Annotated in this window: 19 protein-coding genes; 12 read left to right on the top strand and 7 right to left on the bottom strand. The window is 67.3% G+C overall.

The annotated features are described in order from the left end of the window. A partial coding sequence (locus ACE3UY_RS15055) for a thioredoxin domain-containing protein (protein WP_374688323.1) occupies positions 1-1,880 on the bottom strand: 1,880 nt, incomplete at its 3' end. Between the two features lie 70 nt (positions 1,881-1,950). Further along, entirely contained in the window at positions 1,951-2,772 is an 822-nt protein-coding gene (trpA, locus tag ACE3UY_RS15050; protein ID WP_374688322.1) for a tryptophan synthase subunit alpha, read from the bottom strand. A 169-nt stretch (positions 2,773-2,941) separates the two neighbouring features. Between trpA and ACE3UY_RS15045 the strand changes: the two genes are divergently transcribed. From ACE3UY_RS15045 to ACE3UY_RS15005, 9 genes are all read left to right on the top strand, one after another. Then, the gene (locus ACE3UY_RS15045) at positions 2,942-3,496 is read left to right on the top strand and encodes a hypothetical protein (protein ID WP_374688321.1); all 555 of its coding nucleotides are present in this window, start codon (positions 2,942-2,944) and stop codon (positions 3,494-3,496) included. Further along, positions 3,493-4,395, top strand: a complete 903-nt coding sequence (locus ACE3UY_RS15040; protein ID WP_374688320.1) for an alpha/beta fold hydrolase — start codon at positions 3,493-3,495, stop codon at positions 4,393-4,395. Before ACE3UY_RS15045 ends, ACE3UY_RS15040 begins: the two co-directional genes overlap by 4 nt. 70 nt (positions 4,396-4,465) lie before the next feature. Further along, complete coding sequence (locus ACE3UY_RS15035; protein WP_374688319.1) at positions 4,466-4,834, top strand: YccF domain-containing protein; 369 nt, start codon at positions 4,466-4,468, stop codon at positions 4,832-4,834. A 175-nt stretch (positions 4,835-5,009) separates the two neighbouring features. Further along, on the top strand, positions 5,010-5,801 hold the full coding sequence (locus ACE3UY_RS15030) for an enoyl-CoA hydratase/isomerase family protein (protein ID WP_374688318.1): 792 nt from the start codon (positions 5,010-5,012) through the stop codon (positions 5,799-5,801). An 84-nt stretch (positions 5,802-5,885) separates the two neighbouring features. Further along, positions 5,886-6,299, top strand: a complete 414-nt coding sequence (locus ACE3UY_RS15025) for an SCP2 sterol-binding domain-containing protein (RefSeq protein WP_374688317.1) — start codon at positions 5,886-5,888, stop codon at positions 6,297-6,299. A gap of 103 nt (positions 6,300-6,402) precedes the next feature. Further along, entirely contained in the window at positions 6,403-7,233 is an 831-nt protein-coding gene (locus ACE3UY_RS15020) for a patatin-like phospholipase family protein (protein ID WP_374688316.1), read from the top strand. Positions 7,234-7,425: 192 nt separating this feature from the next. Then, on the top strand, positions 7,426-8,925 hold the full coding sequence (locus ACE3UY_RS15015; protein ID WP_374688315.1) for a hypothetical protein: 1,500 nt from the start codon (positions 7,426-7,428) through the stop codon (positions 8,923-8,925). A 6-nt stretch (positions 8,926-8,931) separates the two neighbouring features. Continuing rightward, positions 8,932-9,636 carry a hypothetical protein gene (locus ACE3UY_RS15010; RefSeq protein ID WP_374688314.1) on the top strand — a complete coding sequence of 235 codons (705 nt, stop codon included), beginning with the start codon at positions 8,932-8,934 and terminating at the stop codon, positions 9,634-9,636. After that, positions 9,637-11,019 carry a hypothetical protein gene (locus ACE3UY_RS15005; protein WP_374688313.1) on the top strand — a complete coding sequence of 461 codons (1,383 nt, stop codon included), beginning with the start codon at positions 9,637-9,639 and terminating at the stop codon, positions 11,017-11,019. A gap of 24 nt (positions 11,020-11,043) precedes the next feature. Here the strand turns inward: ACE3UY_RS15005 and ACE3UY_RS15000 are convergent, their stop codons facing one another. After that, entirely contained in the window at positions 11,044-11,292 is a 249-nt protein-coding gene (locus tag ACE3UY_RS15000) for a hypothetical protein (RefSeq protein ID WP_374688312.1), read from the bottom strand. Here ACE3UY_RS15000 and ACE3UY_RS14995 point away from each other — a divergent pair. Continuing rightward, positions 11,291-12,604 carry a nucleotide sugar dehydrogenase gene (locus tag ACE3UY_RS14995; RefSeq protein ID WP_374688311.1) on the top strand — a complete coding sequence of 438 codons (1,314 nt, stop codon included), beginning with the start codon at positions 11,291-11,293 and terminating at the stop codon, positions 12,602-12,604. The genes ACE3UY_RS15000 and ACE3UY_RS14995 overlap by 2 nt on opposite strands. A gap of 47 nt (positions 12,605-12,651) precedes the next feature. Here ACE3UY_RS14995 and ACE3UY_RS14990 read toward each other — a convergent pair whose 3' ends face one another. Then, on the bottom strand, positions 12,652-14,112 hold the full coding sequence (locus tag ACE3UY_RS14990; protein WP_374688310.1) for an RsmB/NOP family class I SAM-dependent RNA methyltransferase: 1,461 nt from the start codon (positions 14,110-14,112) through the stop codon (positions 12,652-12,654). 143 nt (positions 14,113-14,255) lie between these two features. On the opposite strand from ACE3UY_RS14990, the gene ACE3UY_RS14985 reads away from it, so the two are divergent. Next, on the top strand, positions 14,256-15,356 hold the full coding sequence (locus tag ACE3UY_RS14985) for a tRNA guanosine(34) transglycosylase Tgt (protein WP_374688309.1): 1,101 nt from the start codon (positions 14,256-14,258) through the stop codon (positions 15,354-15,356). Between the two features lie 192 nt (positions 15,357-15,548). Next, complete coding sequence (locus ACE3UY_RS14980; RefSeq protein WP_374688308.1) at positions 15,549-15,743, top strand: PspC domain-containing protein; 195 nt, start codon at positions 15,549-15,551, stop codon at positions 15,741-15,743. 77 nt (positions 15,744-15,820) lie between these two features. On the opposite strand, the gene ACE3UY_RS14975 is transcribed toward ACE3UY_RS14980, so the two are convergent. From ACE3UY_RS14975 to ACE3UY_RS14965, 3 genes are all read right to left on the bottom strand, one after another. Further along, positions 15,821-17,509 carry a hypothetical protein gene (locus ACE3UY_RS14975; protein ID WP_374688307.1) on the bottom strand — a complete coding sequence of 563 codons (1,689 nt, stop codon included), beginning with the start codon at positions 17,507-17,509 and terminating at the stop codon, positions 15,821-15,823. Then, positions 17,506-18,096 carry an RNA polymerase sigma factor gene (locus ACE3UY_RS14970; protein ID WP_374688306.1) on the bottom strand — a complete coding sequence of 197 codons (591 nt, stop codon included), beginning with the start codon at positions 18,094-18,096 and terminating at the stop codon, positions 17,506-17,508. The genes ACE3UY_RS14975 and ACE3UY_RS14970 overlap by 4 nt, the downstream gene beginning before the upstream one ends. A 170-nt stretch (positions 18,097-18,266) precedes the next feature. Next, complete coding sequence (locus ACE3UY_RS14965) at positions 18,267-18,683, bottom strand: nuclear transport factor 2 family protein (protein WP_374688304.1); 417 nt, start codon at positions 18,681-18,683, stop codon at positions 18,267-18,269. Between the last annotated feature and the right edge of the window lie 299 nt (positions 18,684-18,982).

Below are 18,982 nucleotides of genomic sequence, written 5' to 3'. Positions count from 1 at the left end.
TTGGGCCGGTAGCGGCTGAAGACCACGTCGAGCAGCGCCCGGCTGTCGGCCGCCGCCGGGTCGCCGGCAATGGCGACCTCCTGCGGCTCGCCCAGAATGAACGCTGCCGCGCCCAGCCAGTGGGCAAAGGCGCTGGGATAGCGGGCCATCGGCTCGTAGAGGCCATCCACCATGCGCTCGGCGGCGTCCCAATAGCGCCCCTCGCCGGTGTAAAGCCCCAGCTTCAGCAGCACGTGGGCGGCCATGCCGTTGCCGCTGGGCGTGGCGTTATCTTGCACGTCCTTCGGCCGGTGGAGCAGCGCCTCGTGGTCATCGGACGTATCGTAGAAGCCGCCCGCCTCGTCGGTGAAGTGGGCCAGGATGTGATCGGCTAACTCCCGCGCCCAGGCGAACCAGCGCGGCTCGAACGTCGTCTGGTAGAGGGCCAGCAGTCCATCGGCCAAAAAGGCGTAATCCTCCAGGTAGCCGTTGTACTTCGCGCCCGCCCCGGCGCTCCACGAGCGTAGCAGGCGGCCGTCCGGCCGGCGCAGATTGGCGTGCAGAAACTCGGCGTTGGCGATGGCGACGGCGGTGTAGTCCGGCCGGTCAAGGGCGCGGCCGGCCTCGGCGAACGGGGCCAGCATCAGCCCATTCCAGGCCGTCAGCACCTTGTCGTCCAGCCCCGGCGGCACGCGCCGCGCCCGCAGGTCGTAGAGTGTCCGCCGCGCCGCTGCCAACCGCCGCTCCAGTTCCTCCACGGAGATGCCCTTCAGTTCCGCCACCTCGGCCGGCTCGGCGGGCACGTGGAGGATGTTCCGCCCCTCCCAATTGCCGCCGTCGCTGACGCCGTAGGTGGTCATGAACAGGTTGGCGTCCGGCCCCAGCGCGGCGCGAATCTCGCCGGCCGACCAGACGTAAAACTTGCCCTCCTCTCCCTCGCTGTCGGCGTCATAGCTGCTGTAGAAGCCGCCGGCCGCGTGGCGCATCTCGCGGACGACAAAGTCGAGCGTCTCCTCGACCACGCGCCGGTAGAGTGGCTTGCCGGTTATCTGCCAGGCGTGCAGGTAGACGCGGGTTAGCAGGGCGTTGTCGTAGAGCATCTTCTCGAAGTGGGGCACAAGCCACTGTTCGTCGGTTGAGTAGCGAGCGAAGCCGCCGCCCAGCTGGTCGTACAGGCCGCCGTAAGCCATGCGCTTCAGCGTGTGTTCGGCCATGTGGAGGGCCATTGTGTCGCCGCGTTGAAGGTGCATGCGCAGCAGGAACTCCAGCGTCATCGAGGGCGGGAACTTGGGCGCGCGGCCGAAGCCGCCCAAGCGGGCATCGAACGTGCGCAACAGGCCGTTGAGCGCCTGGTCGAACAGGTCGTCGCTCAGCGCCCCCGCGCCGGGCGCGAGGCTCAGCGCCGACCCGCGCAGGTGGCCGGCGATCTCCCCGGCGCTGCGCTCGACCTCCTCGCGCCGATCCTGCCACGCCCCGGCCAGGCTGAGCAAGACCTGCCGGAAGGAGGGCATGCCAAAGCGGGGCGCGGACGGGAAGTAAGTCCCGCCGAAGAAGGGGCGGCCGTCGGGGGTCAGGGCCACGGTCATCGGCCAGCCCCCCTGGCCGGTCATGGCGACGACGGCGCTCATGTAGATGCTGTCCAGATCGGGCCGCTCTTCGCGATCGACTTTGACGTTGATGAAGTGCTCGTTCATCAGGGCCGCCGTCTCCGGGTCTTCGAACGACTCGTGGGCCATGACGTGGCACCAGTGGCAGGCGGCGTAGCCGATGCTGAGCAGGATGGGCTTGTCGGCCTCGTGGGCGGCCCGCAGCGCCTCCTCGCCCCAGGGATACCACTCCACGGGGTTCTCGGCGTGCTGGCGCAGGTAGGGGCTGGTCTCGTTGGCCAGGCGGTTGGTCATATCTTCTCCAAGTTTGTAGTCAGGCGATTTATCGCCGTTTTTTCCGGTCAAGCAGACGGCGATGAATCGCCTAACTACGACCGAGCGCCTCGCGAAGCAAACCGACGAAGCGGGCGGCGGCAGCCGGTTTGTCATCTTCCGCCGCATCCACGGCATTGATGAGCGCGCTGCCGACGATCACGCCGTCGGCCAGCCGGCCGATGGTCGCCGCCTGCTCCGGCGTACTGATGCCGAAGCCGACAGCCAGCGGCGTCGCCGTTCGCTCGCGCGCCCGGCCGATGAAGCCGGCCAGGTCGCTGTGGAGGCTCTGGCGCGCGCCGGTGACACCGGCGACGCTGACCAGGTAGATGAAGCCGCGCGCCTCGGCGGTGACGGCGGCGATGCGCCTGGGGCTGCTGGTGGGGGCCAGGAAGTGGATGAAGGCCAGCCCCTCGGCCTCGGCCGCCGCTTGCAGCTCACCCGCCTCTTCCGGCGGCAGGTCGGGCACGATAAAGCCCTGCGCGCCGGCCGCCCGCGCGTCGCGGGCCAGCGCCGCCAGGCCATAGGCCAGGAACGAATTGTAGTAGCCGAAGAGCAGGATGGGTGTCGTTACCCCGTCGCGGCGCAACGCGCGCACCATCTCCAGACAGCCGGCCAGCGTCGCGCCCCGCTCCAGCGAGACCTGCGTGCTATGCTGGATGGTCGGGCCGTCGGCCAGCGGGTCGCTAAAGGGCACGCCCAGTTCGAGCAGGTCGCTATCCGGGGCGATGGCGCGGATGATGTCGAGCGAGGTGGCCCGGTCGGGGTAGCCCAGGGTGTAGTAGGGCATGAGCGCGGCCCCGCCCCGCCCGCGCGCCCGCTCGAAGGCGGCGGTGATCTGTTCCAGTCCGGTCTGATTGGCGTTGATGTGCATCAAACGATCCTGTTGGCAGCCGTAGCGCGGTCATTCCTGACCGCGTTCTGTCGCAGCCATTCCTGGCTGTGCTACTGAGTAACTTCTGGTGGTCATTATAGTCTGAGGGCGGCATCTTCCAAAGTCGAGACAGCCGATCTATAATACGGATGTGCAAGGAGGCTTGATCATGTTGAAGAAGCTTGTCTGGTTCACGGCGGTGACGGTCATCGCCGCCCTCTCAGTCGTCTGGTGTCTCAACGCCTTCGGATTTCGCAGCCCGGTCTTCGCTTTTCTTCTCAATTGGTTGGCTATGTCCTGGATCGCCCTCACCGGTCAGATGATCGAGCTCGCGCTTCCCCCAGGCTACTACGACATCAAGCATTTTGAGGAGACAGGCCGGCTCTACGAACGTCTGGGCGTCCGCTTGTTTAAGAAACTGGTGCGGCGCGGGCCGCTGACGATTTTCAGCCCGACGCTGCGGATGCCAGCAGAGAAGACGCTTCCCGCTTTGCAGCACCTTGACCACGAGATGCGCAAGGCCGAGACAGGCCACCTGTTCATCTTTGTGCTGATGCTGTTGTTTACTTGTTACGCGCTGTTACAGAGATGGTTTGACGTGGCCGGGTGGTTCCTCTTGTTCAATGTCTTCATCAACGGCTACCCAGTTATGCTCCAGAGATACAACCGCCTTAAGCTGCAGCAGCTTTTGGTGAAGGCGAGCTTTAATCCATCTCCACGATGAGAAGTAGATCGATCTGGTTTCTGGCGCTGCTGCTCATCGCGCTTCTGACGGCATGCGGCGCGCCGGCCGAGGAGGTAGCGCTGACGACCGCTCCGGCGGCGACCATTGCCCCCGGCTCGACCGAAGCTGCTGGCGCGCCTGCCGTCCCAACCGAGGCGAACACGCCCGAGGCCGCGAACACAACGGCAGCGGCCGACATGCCCACCACGGCGCCTGAACCAACGCTGCCACCGGTGGCTCCCTCCGAGCCGGTGGACGAGGTGCTGACGTTCGAGGGCGCGGCCGGTCTGCCCATCGTGGCTGGCTTCCACGCCCCCGGCGGCTCCGGCCCCTTCCCCGGCGTCATCCTGCTGCACATGCTCGGCAGCGACCGGCGCGCGTGGACGGAGACCGGGCTGGTGGACGCACTGGCGGGCGCGGGCTACGCCGTGCTGGCGGTGGACATGCGCGGTCACGGCGAGACGGGCGGCGCGGCGGATTGGGCGCTGGCCGCTGAAGACCTGGCGCTGGTGTGGGACGCCTTCGCCGCCCGCGACGACGTGGACGAGACCCGCACGGCCGTCGTGGGCGGCAGCATCGGCGCGAACATGGCCCTGCGGCTGGCGGCCGACCGGCCGGCCGTTCGCGCCGCCGTACTATTGTCGCCGGGGCTGGACTATCGCGGCGTGACGACCGAGGATCAGATGGCCCACTACGGCGCGCGGCCTATCCTGCTCGTCGCCAGCGAGGACGATCCGTACTCGGCCGATACGGTGGCCGCGCTGGACGAGGCGGCAGCCGGGGCGTCGGAACTGGTCGTCTATACCACGGCCGGGCACGGCACAAACATGCTGAGCGCCGAGCCGGAATTGACGCCGCGGATCGTCGAGTGGCTGGGGAGTCAGTTGGCCGCCCAGTGAAACCAATGCGCCCCACTCACGTATAGGTTCCTGAGAGCGCGCGACAAGAGCGCGCTCCATCAGAGGAGTCATGAGTCCGTTAGGTAATATCATCTGGTTAATCTTCGGCGGTCTGCTCACGGGGCTGGGGTACATCCTCGGCGGCCTGGCGCTGTGCATCACTATTATTGGCATCCCGTTCGGCCTCAAGGCCATCGAGTTGGGCATCGCCACGCTGGCCCCGTTCGGTAAGGAAGTCACGGTGCAGGAGCGGATGGGTGGGCTGCTGCCGCTGGTCTTCAACGTGTTGTGGATCCTGCTGTTCGGCTGGGAGATCGCCCTGGCCCACCTGGTCAGCGCGCTCATCCTGACTATCACCATCGTCGGCATTCCATTCGCCAAGCAGCATCTCAAGCTGGTCCCCGTTTCCCTCGCCCCCTTCAGCTACCGGCTGAGTTAGAATAACTTAACCACGGATTTTTACGGATTTGACGGATGGGAACGGATTGAAGGCAGGGTTCAATCCGTAAGAATCCGTGGTTCATTTACTTGAGCCGCAAATCTCGCCCCGTTGTCTCTGGTGTGGGACAATGGGGCGAGATTTGCGGCCCTTTTTGTTTTCCTGGGAGGCAGCCATGAGCGACCTGGTCATCACCCGGCAACGTGACGCCCTGTTCGAGATCGTCCTCAACCGGCCGGACAAGCGCAACGCCCTCAGCGCCGACATGTTCCGGCAGTTCGACGCCGCCGTCGTCCGCGCCAACCGCACGCCCGGCCTGCGCGCCGTCCTCATCCGCGGCGAGGGGGAAAGCTTCTCGGCCGGCATCGACGTCAGCAGCCTGCTGGGGCTGGCCCAGAGCCACGGCCCCCACTGGCAGCAGCGCATGCGCGCCATCACCGATGAGTACCAGGGCGTGCTGAACCGGCTGGAGCGGCTGGAATTGCCGACCATCGCCCTGCTGCACGGTCACTGCCTGGGGCTGGCGATGGAACTGGCGCTGGCCTGCGATCTGCGATTGGCGGCCGAGGGCACGCTGCTGGGCCTGCCGGAGGCGCGCCTGGGCATGATCCCCGACGTGGGCGGCACGACGCGGCTGACCCGGCTGGTCGGCCCGGCGCGGGCCAAGGAGCTTATCTTCACCGGCCGGCGCTTCGACGCCGCGACGGCCGAGCGCTGGGGCATCGTCAACGACGTCACGCCACGCGATCAGCTGTTGGCCCGCGGCGACGAACTGGCGGCGGAGATCATGGAGGCCGCGCCGCTGGCTGTGGGCATGGCCAAGCGGGTCATCGATGGGCTGGCCGATATCGACCGCGGGCTGATGCTGGAGGGGTGGGCGCAGAGCCAGTTGTTCAGCACTGAGGACTTCCTGGAAGGGGCGCAGGCGTTCATGATGCGCCGGCCGCCGCAGTGGCGCGGCAAGTAGGCAAGCGGGGCGGTTTGTGCTATCTTTACGATGCCGTTTCAGAGTACGATTGAGGGTTGAGAATAGCATACGGGAGAGCAAGACATGGGGATCAAATTCGCGACTGACGAATGGGCCAAGGCGCTGATGCAAGCGGTCAACAGCAGCGAAGCCTATGCCAAGGCGGCGGCCAACTGGGAAGGAGACTTCTACTTCATCACCTCGGCCGGGCCGGGCATGCCCAAGGACACCTACCTCTACCTCGACCTCTGGCACGGCAAGGCGCGCGACGCCTATCTGGTGGAAGACCCGGCTACCAAGCCGGTGGCCTTCGAGTTGCGCGCTCCCGTCGACACCTGGCGCAAGGTCATGGAGAAGAAGGTCGATCCCATCCGCGGCATCATGTCCGGCCAGTTGAAGCTGAAGGGCAACATGATGACCATCCTCAAGTCGCCCAAGGCAGCCATCGAACTCGTTGCCTGCGCCATGAAAGTCCCCACCGAGTGGCCGCAGGCGTAGTTGATGGTTGTCAGTTGTCAGTTGCAAGTTGATAGCTGTCAGTAATCGGGTGCTCTAACCACTATCAACTGACAACTGACAACTATCAACTTCGAGAAGGGCTATGAGCAGTAACAACGGCCGCATGCGAGTCGGGTTGGCGCTGGGGGGCGGGGTGGCCCGCGGGCTGGCGCACATCGGCGTCCTCTCTGTCCTGGAGGAAGCGGGTGTGCCCATCGATTGCGTCGCCGGCACGAGCATGGGGGCCATCATCGGCTCCGCCTACTGCGCCGGCCTGTCGGTGAGCGAGTTGCGCGACATCGCCGCCCGCACCGGCTGGTGGAGCGTCTCGCGGCCCATCCCCTCGGCCGGCGGCCTGGTCACTTTCGCCCGCATGGAGCGCTGGATCGAGGACAACGTCGGCGAGTTCGACGTGCGCGACCTGGCTATTCCCTTCGCCGCCGTCGCCAGCGACTTGATCAGCGGCGAGCGCGTCGTACTGTGGCGCGGCCGGCTATGCAGCGCCGTGCGCGCCAGTTGTTCCGTGCCCGGCTTCGCGCCGCCGGTCGAACTGGAAGGCCGCATGCTGGTGGATGGCGGCATCACCGACAACATCCCCGCCGACGTGGCCCGCATGCTGGGGGCCGACTACGTGATCGGCGTGGACGTGTTCATGCCCGCGTTGCGCCGCTACCTGGGGCCGCTCGGCCAGGGTATCGCCGCTATCGAGACGTTAGTGCGCCACGCCGGCCAGGGCAGCAACGAGTGCGACTGCCTCATTGTGCCGCCCATGGAGGGGCGCTCCTACTTCCGCTTTGCCAGCTACAAGGAACTGATCGCTCTGGGCGAAGAGGCGACGCGGCGGCGGCTGCCGATCATCCTGGAGGCGCTGGCGCGGGCCGAGCGCGGCGAACACGCGCCGCATCTGGCCGATCCAGTCCTCATCGAAAACTAGTTGAGAGTTAAGCGTTGGTAGTTGTCAGTGGTAGCTCGTTGGTCGCACCAATAACTAGCAACTATCAACTGACAACTATCAACTATCAACCCGTCGTAATCTGCGAAATCTGCGGATTCTTCCCCCTTCTTTCTTACCGCTTCGTGAAGCGCGTTGCCTGTTGTGTGGTTCGGGTCTAGAATCCGCGTTTCAATGTCCGTCCTACCCTATCTTGTCGCCTGGGTACTGCTGCTGCTGGCCGGCGGCCTGTCTCTGGCGGCTATCCGTCGTCCCCGGCTTCTCCAAGCGCTTGCCCTGGCCGCGCCGTTATTGGCGGGCCTGTTATGGGTTGTTCCCAGGCTCCTCCTTGACTCTGATACCCCGGCCGCTTCGCTGAACGTCGCCGGCTGGCAGTGGGCCATGGATGAGACCGCCTGGCAGGTGGGCGGCGCGGCGCTGCTATTACTGCTGGCGGCTGTCCTGCACGTCCTCCTTCGCCGCGATCCAGTTGAGCCTCCGGCGCACTTCCTGACCCTCGCCTTCGGGCTGGTCGCGGCGGCGATGCCTGTTGTCTGGGCGGCTGAGGCGCGCAGTCTGGTGCTGGGGGTGGCGCTGCTGGCCGTCACCTGGTTGGCGGCATACGGGTTGGCCGCGCCGCCCGGCCCGGCGGTGATGCTGCGGGCAGCGTCGCGCTGGGTGGCTCCCCTTTTCCTGCTGTGGTTCGCGGCGGTCGCCCCGGCGGCGCGTCCGGTGGCGTCCCTGCTGGCCGCGCTGCCGCTCCTGGGGGTGTGGCCATCGCTGAACAGGCGCACCCCTGCGCCGCAAACGACCAGTGTGGCGCTGCTCCTGGACGGCCTGCCCGTGCTGGCCGGCGCGGCCGTCCTGGCTGCTGGTCTGCCCGGCCTGTCGGACGCGGGAGCTTTGCTGGCGACGGCCATCGGCCTGTTGAGCGTTTTGGGCGGCGTCATCTACGCCTGGGGCGAATTCTCGATAGAACGCCTGGCGTCTACCGCCCGCCTTGTTCTGGCCGGGCTGCTATTGGTGAGCGTGGTGTGGGTGGGGAGCGGCGCGCTCCTGGCGGGTGCGCGATTGACGGCGCTTGCGCCGGCCTTGCTGGCCCTGACCGCCGGGCTTCCGCCGGTCGCGGCGCGCTTTGGGCCGCGCGCCGTCGCGCTCGCCCTGGTAGTCGCCGCGTCGGCTGGACTACCGTTTCTGGCCGGCTTCCCGCTGCTGACGGGCCTCTACGAGGCGTGGGGCAGCGGCGCGGGATGGGCGTTGGTTTTAACGCTGGCGGCGCTGCTGAGCCTGTGGCTGGCAGCCGTCGTCACTGTCGTCCGCGCCGCCGGAGCGGGGCCAGCCGCCGGCACGCGCGCGGTCTGGTTGCCCGCCGTGGCGCTGCTGCCGTTGGCGCTGGGCCTGCTCCACAACAGCGCCGGGCAGCTCTCCAGCGTTGGGCTGTTAGTGTGGGCGGTGCTGATCCTGCCGCCGGTGGCCGGTTTCCTGCTTGGCCGCTTCGCACCGCTCGACGCGATCAGCGGGCTGTTGCGCGATTCGGCCGCGGTGCGGCTGCCGGTTGCGCCGCCGGCCGCCCGGCTGCGTGTGCTCGGCAGCTTCCTGAGCGGCGCATTCGCCGACGCCGCCGCGATACTCGAAGGAGAGAACGGCCTTCTGCTGTTGCTGGGGCTGCTGCTCCTGCTGCTGTGGATCGCCTGATTGGCCATGGATACACCGACTATCTTCGATCTGCTCGACCGGCTGGCCTTTCTGCGCGGCGGGCCGTCCGTGCTCGTTGTCCTGCTGGCCGGCTTTATGGCGGTCGCCGCCTGGGACATGCGCCTCGTCGTGCCGGCGATGCTCGTCCAGTACCTCGCCGCTGGACTGCTCTTTGTGGATGTGCTCGATCCACGTCTGGCGGTCGTCTACGTCGTTGGCGGCGTCTTCGTGACGCTCATCCTGCTGGTCACCGCCTGGCAGGTGAATTGGGGCCGCCCCCCGGCCGGACTGAGCGCCGACGAGGCGGCGCGGCTGGGCCTGGCCCGCCGCCGCCGGGTTGGCCGGCTGTGGGTCAGCGACCGGGCGCTGCTGCGTCTGGCGCTGGGACTGGCCGCGCTGGCCGTCGCCCTCTGGCTGGGGCGCTCGCCGGGGACGCTGCTGACCGTTTTGCCGGAAGAAGCGGCGTACCTGGAGCCGGCCATTCTGGGGCTGGCCGGATTGGGGCTAGTGGGGCTGGCTGGTTCGGTCGAGCCGCTGCCGTCGGGCGTGGGGCTGCTGCTGTTCCTGACGGGCTTCTCGCTCTACTACAGCGTGGTCGACCAGTCGATCACGATGGTCGTGGCTTTGGTCGCCGCGCAATTGCTAGTTGCCCTCGTCGCCGCCTATCTGGCCCAGGCGCGCTACCTGCCGGCCGACGCGCTGGACGTATAAATGGAGACGGGCTTTCCCCTGGTCATGCTGGCCCTGCCGCCGGTCGCGGCGCTGGTGGCGCTGCTCACGCGGCGTTGGCGGCGGGTGACGGCCGGCGTCGGATTGGCCGCGGTAGCGCTGCTGACGCCACTGCTGTGGCTGGCCGCGCCGGGGGAAGGGCTGTTTGCCGATAACACATTGACCGTCTATGGCCGCGAACTGGAATTGACGCCGTTCCTGCGCGCCCTGTTCCTGTTCATCTACCCGGCGTTGGGCGCGCTGTTTGTCTTGCAGTGGTTCCGGCCGGCGGGACGGCTGCTCGCGCCGGCCGCGCTGGCCGTCCTATCGCCGCTGGCCGTGGCGCTGATGATCGATCCACCGGCGCTAGGGGCGGCGTTCATCGTCGCCGCCGCAGCTGTGGTCGCGCCGGCGCTCTATGCCGGGCGGTTCGCCAACACGGCCGCCACGTGGCGCTACTTCCTGATGACCGCCCTGGCCCTCGCGCCGGCGCTGGTGGCCGGCTGGTTCCCGGCCGGGCAGGCGATAGCGTGGGGCAGCTTGCTGCTGGCGACGCTGCTGCTGTTGGGCGGCTTTCCGTTCCACATCTGGATGAGCGGGTTGGCCCGCCGCGCGCCGATGGGGGCGGCGGCGCTCGTCCTGGGGCTGGTTCAGATGGGCGTGGCCGTCTTCGTCCTGACCATGCTGGACGCGGCCCCGGCGGCGCGGGCCTCGGCCGAATTCCAGACGGCATTGCGCTGGAGCGCGGCGCTGACCGCCCTGCTGGCCGCCTTCCAGATGAGCCGCGCCGCCAACTGGCGGGAGCTGGCGGCGGGTGCGCTGTTGCTGGATGCCGGCTTCCTGCTGGCCGCGGCCCTCGCGCCGGGCGCGGCGGGGCTGAGCATCGCCCTGGCGGCGCTGGCGGCGCGCTACGTGAGCCTGTTGTTGCTGGCGCTCGGTCTGCGCTGGCCGGGCGGTGGTGGGGCCGGGTTGCAAACCCGCTCCTACGGGTGGTCGGGGGACGGTGGTAGGGGCGGATTTCAAACCCGCCCGTATGGCGCGGCGTTCTTGCGGCTGGCGCTGCTGGTGTATGGCTGCCTGTCGCTGATAGGCGCGCCGCTGACGCCCGGCTTTGGCGGGCGCTGGGCGCAACTGGCGGCGCTGGCCGCCGCGCCGGGTGGAGTGGCTGTCTGGCCGGCGGCGCTGCTGGCGCTGGCCCTGGGGTGGGCGACGCTGTCCGCGGTGCGCGCCGCCTTCTACCCCGGCCCGCTGCCCGCGCCGGCCGCGCTGCCCTCCGGTCGCGGCGAGCGGGCGTTGGCGCTGCTGATGCTGGCCGTTGCCGCGCTGCTGGGTCTGCTCCCCAATGCTCTCCTTGGCTACGCCACGCGGCTGGTCGGGACATTTTAAGAGGGAATCCACAGATTAAGAAGCTCACGCAAAGGGCGCAAAGAAGCAAAGAACGCCAATCAGAATTCTTTCTTTGCGCTCTTTGCTTCTTTGCGTACTTTGCGTGAGCTCTTTCAATCTGTGGATTCTTCTTCCCGGCGCGAAAAAAGCATGAATTCCGGCCGCGGCGGTGGAAAAAACGGCGCGCAGTGAGTTATGATTACCCATGAGTTGGAAGGCAGTGCCGGTCACCTTGGCCTCCACCACAGCAGGTTGTATCGAGGAATCACTCATGGAGCGTAAACAGCAGTTACTTGAGCGCATCGCCGCCCGCGAGGCGCGGGTGGGTATTGTTGGACTGGGCTACGTCGGCCTCCCGCTGGCCGTGGCCTTTGCCCAGGAAGGCTTTCACGTGCTGGGCGTGGACGTGGACGCCACCAAGGTCGCCGCCCTGCAGCGGGGCGAGAGCTACGTCGAGGACGTGCCCGCGGCCGTGCTGGAGCCGCTGGTGAGCGCCGGCCTGCTGCGGGCCAGCACCGACTACGCCATCCTGGCCGACGCGGACGCCATCTCCATCTGCGTCCCCACGCCCTTGCGCAAGACGAAAGACCCCGACATCTCCTTCATTGTCGATTCGACGGAGTGCATCGCCACCTACATGCCCCCCGGCCGCGGCCAGCTCATCGTGCTGGAGAGCACCACCTACCCCGGCACGACGGACGAGATCATCCTGCCCCGGTTGAGCCGGGACGGGCTGGAGGTCGGCCACGACTTCTTCCTGGCTTTCTCGCCGGAGCGCATTGACCCCGGCCGCACGGATTACACCGTGCGCACCACGCCCAAGGTCATCGGCGGCACGACCCCCGACTGTCTGGAACTGGCCGTGGCGCTCTACAGCACGGTCGTGGATCATCCCGTGCCGGTGTCGAGCACAGCCACGGCCGAGATGGTCAAGCTGCTGGAGAACACCTTCCGCGCCGTGAACATCGGCCTGGTTAACGAGGTGGCGCTGATGTGCGACCGGCTAGGGCTGAGCGTCTGGGAGGTGGTCGGCGCGGCGGCGACGAAGCCCTACGGCTTTATGCCCTTCTACCCGGGGCCGGGGCTGGGCGGCCACTGCATCCCCATCGACCCGCATTACCTGAGTTGGAAGCTGCGCACGCTGAACTACACCGCCCGCTTCATCGAGCTGGCGGCGGAGGTGAACAGCCACATGCCCGACTACGTGGTCGGCAAGGTGGGCGACGCGCTGAACAGCGAGCGCAAGGCGGTCAACGGCAGCCGCGTCCTCGTCCTGGGCGTAGCCTACAAGCGCGACGTGGGCGACGTGCGCGAAAGCCCGGCGCTGGACGTGATTCACCTGTTGCGAGAGCGGGGAGCCGAGGTGAGCTACCACGATCCCCACGTGCCGGCGGTGCGCTTCGACGGCTATGCCCTAACGTCGGTCGAACTGACGGACGCGGCGCTCGAAGAGGCCGACTGCGTGGTCATCGTCACCGATCATCGCGCCTTCGACTGGGAGCGCATCAAGCAGCGGGCGCATCTCATCGTGGACACGCGCAATGCTATCAAGTCGAATGGCGGGGCGAAGGTCGTGCGGCTGTAACGCAGCCTGTTAGGCTGCGGCCTGAAGAGGCAGCCTAACAGGCTGCGTTACAGGCGGCGCAGGGGGTGGGGGTAGTGGTTCTTCAACCGCCCGCCCGCCCGCTTGCCCCACCCCAGCCCAAACCCATCCACGGCGACCAGCGTCCAGCCATTGGGCGCGGCGGGCAGCTCGGCCGCCGGCAGGTCAGCCCCGGACAGGTAGGCGCGCAGCCGGGGATCATCGGCCGGCCAACTGACGGCCGAGGCGGCGTCGGCCGCGTTCAGGCTCAGCGCCAGGTCGTGGGCCGGGACGAAGCGGCTGGGCCGGAACTCCCCTAGCAGCAGGCCGTAGCGTAACAGGTGGGCGCGCCCGACAGCCGGGGCGCGGCGCGGCAGCAGGTAGAGGCGGTTGGCGTGGACGTGCAGCCGGCCGGCCGGCAATTCCAGCGACAGCGCCTCATCGGCGAAGGCCGCCCACAGCCGCTCCTCATTGGCGCTTGACGGGCGACGGGGGAACGCGCCGGCCGGCTCGCCCGCTTCATCCCCGTCCCGTTCCATGAGCGCCAGAAAGTGCCCCTCGCCGGGGAAGCGGTGGGGCCAGAGGCGGACGGCGCGCGCCAGTTGCGCCGCCGTCTTGCCCGATGTCTCGACCCACTCCGGTCGGCCGCGGTCGAAGCCGGGGAAGCGCGGCGGCTCGGCCAGGGCGAACGCCGGCGCGCCGGCCAGGAAGGCGGCGATGACCCCCTCATCCTCCTCCGGTGAGAAGGTGCAGGTGGCGTAGAGCAGCCGGCCGCCCGGCCGGACGAGGTCGGGCGCGCCGGCCAGAATGCCCCGCTGCCGCCGGGCGCAGGCGGCGACGATGGCCTCGCTCCACTCGATGCCCTCCTGCCGCCGGAACATGCCCTCGCCGGAGCAGGGGGCGTCGAGGAGGACGCGGTCAAAGACGGGGCCGAGGGCGGCGGCCAGACGCTCCGGCTCGTCCTGGGTCACCACGACGTTAACCGCGCCCCAGCGGGCCAGATTCTCGGCCAGCAGCCGCGCCCGGCCGGCGTGCACGTCGTTGGCGACCAGCAGGCCGGTCGCGTCCAGCGTCCGGCTCAGGGCGGAGGCGGGCGCGCCCCCGCCCGGGCCGTTGAGCAGCGCCGCCAGATGCGTCGCCTTGCCGCCCGGCGCGGCGGCCAGATCGAGGACAAGCTCGCCCGGCCGCGGGGCCAACAGCGCCGCGGCGACCATGGCCGATGGGTCTTGCAGGTAGTAGAGGCCCGCGTCGTGATAGGGATGGCGGCCGGGGCGGGTGTCGTCAGGCACAGTGAAGGCCGCCGGCTCCCACGCGCCCAGCGGCGCAAGCGGGAACGGGGCGATGCTGCTAAAATCGGCGACAGAAATCTTGAGCGTGTTGACCCGCAGCCCGACGCGCGGCGGCCGGTCGTAGGCGGCGACGAAGGCGTCGTACTCGCCGGTGGGCAGCAGGGCTTGCATCTTGGCGAGAAAGTCGGCCGGCGGCCCGGCAGGTTGTGTGGCGCGCTTCATTGGAGAACAGGAAGCGGAACACAGAGAGACACCGAGATTACACAGAGGGACACTGAGTAAGAGGCTTCTGATCTCTGTGAAACTCTGTGTCCCATCTCCGTGTCTCTCTGTGTTCCTCTTCTCGCTATACTGGATGAGTAACTATGACTGATGGACTAACACTGAACCTGCCGCACGGCGCGCTGGCGCTGCCCGCCTTTTTGCCGGATGGCACGCAGGGCGTGGTGCGGGCGGTGTCGGCCGACGATCTGGAGGCGGCCCGCGTCGGGGCGGTGCAGATGAACGTCTACCACCTGATGCAGCGGCCGGGCACGTCCACCATCCAGGCCCTCGGCGGGCTGCACCGCATGGCCGGCTGGCGGCGGCCCATCTTCACCGACTCCGGCGGCTTCCAAGTATACTCGCTCATCCGGCAGAACCCCAAGGCCGGCTCCATCACCGACCGTGGGGCCACGTTCCGGCCGGGCGGCGACCGCAAGTACATCCTGACGCCGGAGAAGAGCATCCAGCTTCAGTTCAGCTACGGCGCGGACATGCTCATCTGCCTCGACGACTGCACCGGGCCGGACGACCCGCCGCAGGCGCAGGCCGACTCGGTGCGCCGGACAATCCGCTGGGCGGGCGAGTGCCAGCGCGCCTATACGCGGCTGGTGGAGCAGAAGGGGCTGGCGGAGGCGGAACGACCGCGGCTGATGGCCGTCATCCAGGGCGGGCTGTCGCGCGACTTGCGGCGGGAATGCGCCGAGGCGCTGCTCGCTCTGGGCTTCGACGCCTACGGCTACGGCGGCTGGCCGCTGGACGCGGCGGGGCAGTTGCTGGAGGAGATGGTCGGTTACGTGCGCGAGCTGGTGCCGCCGGAATTCCCCGTCCACGCCCTGGGCGTCGGCCACCCGGCCAGCGTGGCGGCCTGCGTGGCGATGGGCTACCAACTGTTCGACAGCACCATGCCCACCCGCGACGCGCGGCACGGCCGGCTACTGGTCTTCACCCGCGACCCGGCCGCCGCGCCCCTCTCGCGAGCGGGGGAGTGGTTCGCCTACCTCTATCCGGGCGACGACAAGCACGTAAAGGCCGCCGGGCCGGTGTCGCCGCACTGCGACTGCCCGGCCTGCGCCCGCTACTCGCTGGGCTACCTGCACCACTTATTCAAGCTCAACGACAACCTCTACTTCCGCCTGGCGACCGTGCACAACCTGCGCTTCATGACGATGTTGATGGAGCGGTTGCGGGAAGGGGCAGAATGAAACACGGATGGGACACGGATGATACGGATGTAACGGATTGAAAGAGGGTTCAGTCCGTTAAATCCGTTCTATCGGTGTCCCATCCGTGTTTAATCTCTTTGTGCAACCCCGATGGCCCCCCTACGTATTGTGTCTTGAAAGGTTTACGAGCGATATAGCGAGACTGAGGGGTCTCGCAGGGAGTACGTGACGATGAAAGAGACGAGCGAATACAAGCAGTTGCGCCGGCAGAACGGCGTGATCGGCGGCGTGTGCGGCGGATTGGGCGAGTTCTTCGGCATCAGCCCCATCTGGTTCCGCTTGCTGTTCGTAATTCTGGCGCTGCCGGGCGGCGTGCCGGGGCTGCTACCCTACATCCTGCTCTGGATCATCATCCCGAAGAAGTAAACGGGGTCGTTGGTCGGAGGGAAGCGGCCGGTTGGCGGGCGGTTGTTGGACTGCTCGCCAACCGGCTTTTGTGTTGGTTACGGCTCGTAGCGCCAGCGAAGATCGCCCGGCGTCTCGATGACCAGTGGGATGGCATCCGATGCGTCGGATGTCGCCTCCGGCTTGATCTCGAACCGAAGCCCCAGGTCAGCCGGGCCGGGCAAACCGTACAGTGTGGAAGTGGGGTCTACGATGATCTCGACTTCGAGTGAGCCATTTCTCGCACCCAGCTCGGCCGTCGCGCGCCCCACACGCCGCCCCCCTGTTGTACCCTTCTGCAATTCGACAACTTGCACTTCCAGGAACGCGCTCGAAAGACTGTCCAGCGCGTAAGAGAATACGATGTCGAAGTGCAGCGGCGCTGTGCCGCTGAGGACTGTACCGGCGGCGGGCGCAACGTCGTGGACGGTAAGGAAATTGCTGACGGTTGTGCCGGCGCTGCTCGACTCTGACGAGTTCGATGGTATCACCGTCACGCGGGGGCTATTCTCCGGGGCGTTCTCCGGTGTGACCACATCGAATTCCGGGGCTGAACCCCGGCCGAGAACTTCGTACTGATCCAGCGACACCGCCGTGACCTCGCCCTGAGGCGTGCTGATAGGCAATCTCGCGCCCGTAACCGCGTCATATAGCCCGCCAACCAATTCATAGCGACCAGGGGCAAGATCGGTCGGAAGGCTCAAGGACAAGGTCGCCGCCACGGCCGTCTGCCCGGCCCCCTCGGCCGCGGTCAGGGTTCCCCCGTCGGCCTGGGCCACGATCCGGCCCTCGCCGTCCAGCAACTGGACGAAGGGCACGACCGCGGCGGTGGCGAGCGGCAGGCTCCAGCGCGTGACCACTCCCACCTCTATGCCCGGCAACATCATGCCCTGCGTCTGAAAGTCGCCGCTATCGGTCTGCACCGATTCCAGGACGAGGCCGCCGGTGATGGAGTAGTCGAGATAGGTATACTCGGATGCGGTTGATGCATTGTCCGCCTGTTCGGGCGCGACCACGACGATGATGCCCAACGAAGCTTCGACGGCCAGCGCGGCGTTGTCGAACTCGTACACGGTTTGGGGCGCGCCGGCGGCGTCGGTCAGGCCGCTTACAACTTGGTAGTCGCCCGGGGGTAATGAGAAGGGCAGGGCCAGGGTGAGTTGGGCCTCCCGCGTCTCGCCCGATCCCTCCAATGGCGTGTCTGCCTGGGCGACTGTCTGCCCGGCGGTGTCGCGCAGGTGAGCGAATGTGCGAACGGCCGTGAAACCGGCCGGCACGCGCCAGCGAACATGCACCCGCAGCGTCCCACCTGGGAATGGGCCGTTGCTTTCTCCGTTAGTGCCATAGCTAGTGCCATATGCCTCGAGATAGGCGACGTTGGGGAGTGGGGGCGGCACGATCTGTGTGGTAGCGGCGATCTGGGGCGTGATCGGTTGCACGGCGTCCCCGCCGAATGAGGGCCGCCCGGCGCTGCCCACTGACAGCCAAACCATTACGACCGCCAGCGCCAGCAAGCCCACGACCGCGGCCGATCCTGCCCAGCGCCAGAGGCCGGCCCCCCGCTTAGGGCTGGCCTCATACTGCTTCAGCAGGTCGCGCCGTAACTGCTGCTGGAACGCCAGCGGAGGCGTGGGCTGCGTCTCGCCGCCGACTCGCTTCAGGCGCGCCGCCAGTTCCAACAACTCGTCGTCTGCCCGCCCCGCCTCCAATCGTTCGGCCCACTCGCGTCGCTCGTGATTCGCGTTCATCGGCTTATCTCCTCCGCCCGTTCCGGGCGCTCCAGTTGCCCGCGCAGGCGGGCCAGGGCGCGATGCAGGCGCACGTAGACGTTGTCGCGCGAGCAGCCCAGGATGGCGGCCACGTCCTCGGTCGGCAGTCCCTCCAGGAAGCGTAGCGTCAGCACGTCGCGGTCGGCCTCGCCCAGGCGGCGCAGGGCCGCGTGTAGCGCGCCGTCGCGCTCGCCCCGCAGCAGGGCCGATTCGATGGGCCGCCCGCCCTGACCGGCCGGCGGGGGCGGCTCGTCCGGCTCCTCGCCGTCTCGCCCGCGCCAGGGAGTGGTGGTGAATCGACCGCGCCGGTAGTGCTGGGCGATCTCGTTGCGGGCGATGCGGTAGAGCCACGGGGCGACGCCCGCCTCTTGCCAGCGGAAGCGCCGGATGTGGCGCAGGGCCTTCTCGAACGTCGCGGCGGTGATGTCCTGGGCCGCGGGCGGGTCGCCGGTCTGGCGCAGAGCGTAGGCGTAGAGGCGCTCGACGTAACGGTCATAGAGCGCGGCAAAGGCTATCGGGTCGGTTTTGGCCCGTTCGACCAGGGCGGCTTCGTCTGGGTGCGTCATCTGCCTATATAACGCGGCAGGGAGGAGAATCTTTCAGGCAGTTATTCGTAGTTGCGCAAGAAATGGCTACGGATTTCGGCGGACAACACGGATTAAGAGCGGATTCAATCTTTCATTCTATTCCCTAATCCGTATTGTTGTGTTGTAATCCGTAGCCATTTCTTACCCGACTACGAGCCGCCCGGCTCGCGCGGGGCGCGCCAGGCGGGCGATTTGTGGACGTGGACGACCCGCCACTGTCCATCCTGCCGGATGAGGACGCGGCTCTCGTTGTGCAGGCTGTGGCGGATGCCGCCGGCCGCGGCCGTGGTGAGCATGAAGGTGTAGCTAACGATGGCCGTGTCGCCGTAGCGCTGGAGGCGCGGCTCCAACAGGTCGTAGCGGAAATCACCGTCCGTCCCCGCCCAGCTGTGCTCGATCATGAAGAAGTGGAAGTCCAGCCCGTCCTGCCGGTGCGGGGCGACGAACCACTCATAGAGCGACAGGTCGGCCCCCGTCGTCGCCCGGTAGGCGTCCACGTCGCGGGTGAAGATGCTGCGCAAGTGCCGATCCAGGAAGGCCCAGATGGCCCGTTCTTCCTCGTCCATACGTTTCTCCTTTTGAGAAGAATGATCCGCAGATTACGCAGATAAGAGCTCACGCAAAGGGCGCAAAGAAGCAAAGAGCGCAAAGGAAGAAATCTTGTTGGCGTTCTTGGCGCTCTTCGCGGGCTTTGCGTGAGCTTCTTAATCTGCGAAATCTGCGTAATCTGCCGATGATTCTTCTTATGTCATTATGCAAAAGGTTTGGGAACAAATACAAGTTGTCGCTCATCGACACCGATGAGGGAGCAGAACTGAGCGAACGGCAAGGTATCCAACCAATGAGCAGCTGCTTCGGCCACAGC

This window comes from Promineifilum sp. (SeqCode) (assembly GCF_041918635.1).
Classification (GTDB): domain Bacteria; phylum Chloroflexota; class Anaerolineae; order Promineifilales; family Promineifilaceae; genus Promineifilum.
This window is presented reverse-complemented; position numbering and strand designations above follow the sequence as displayed.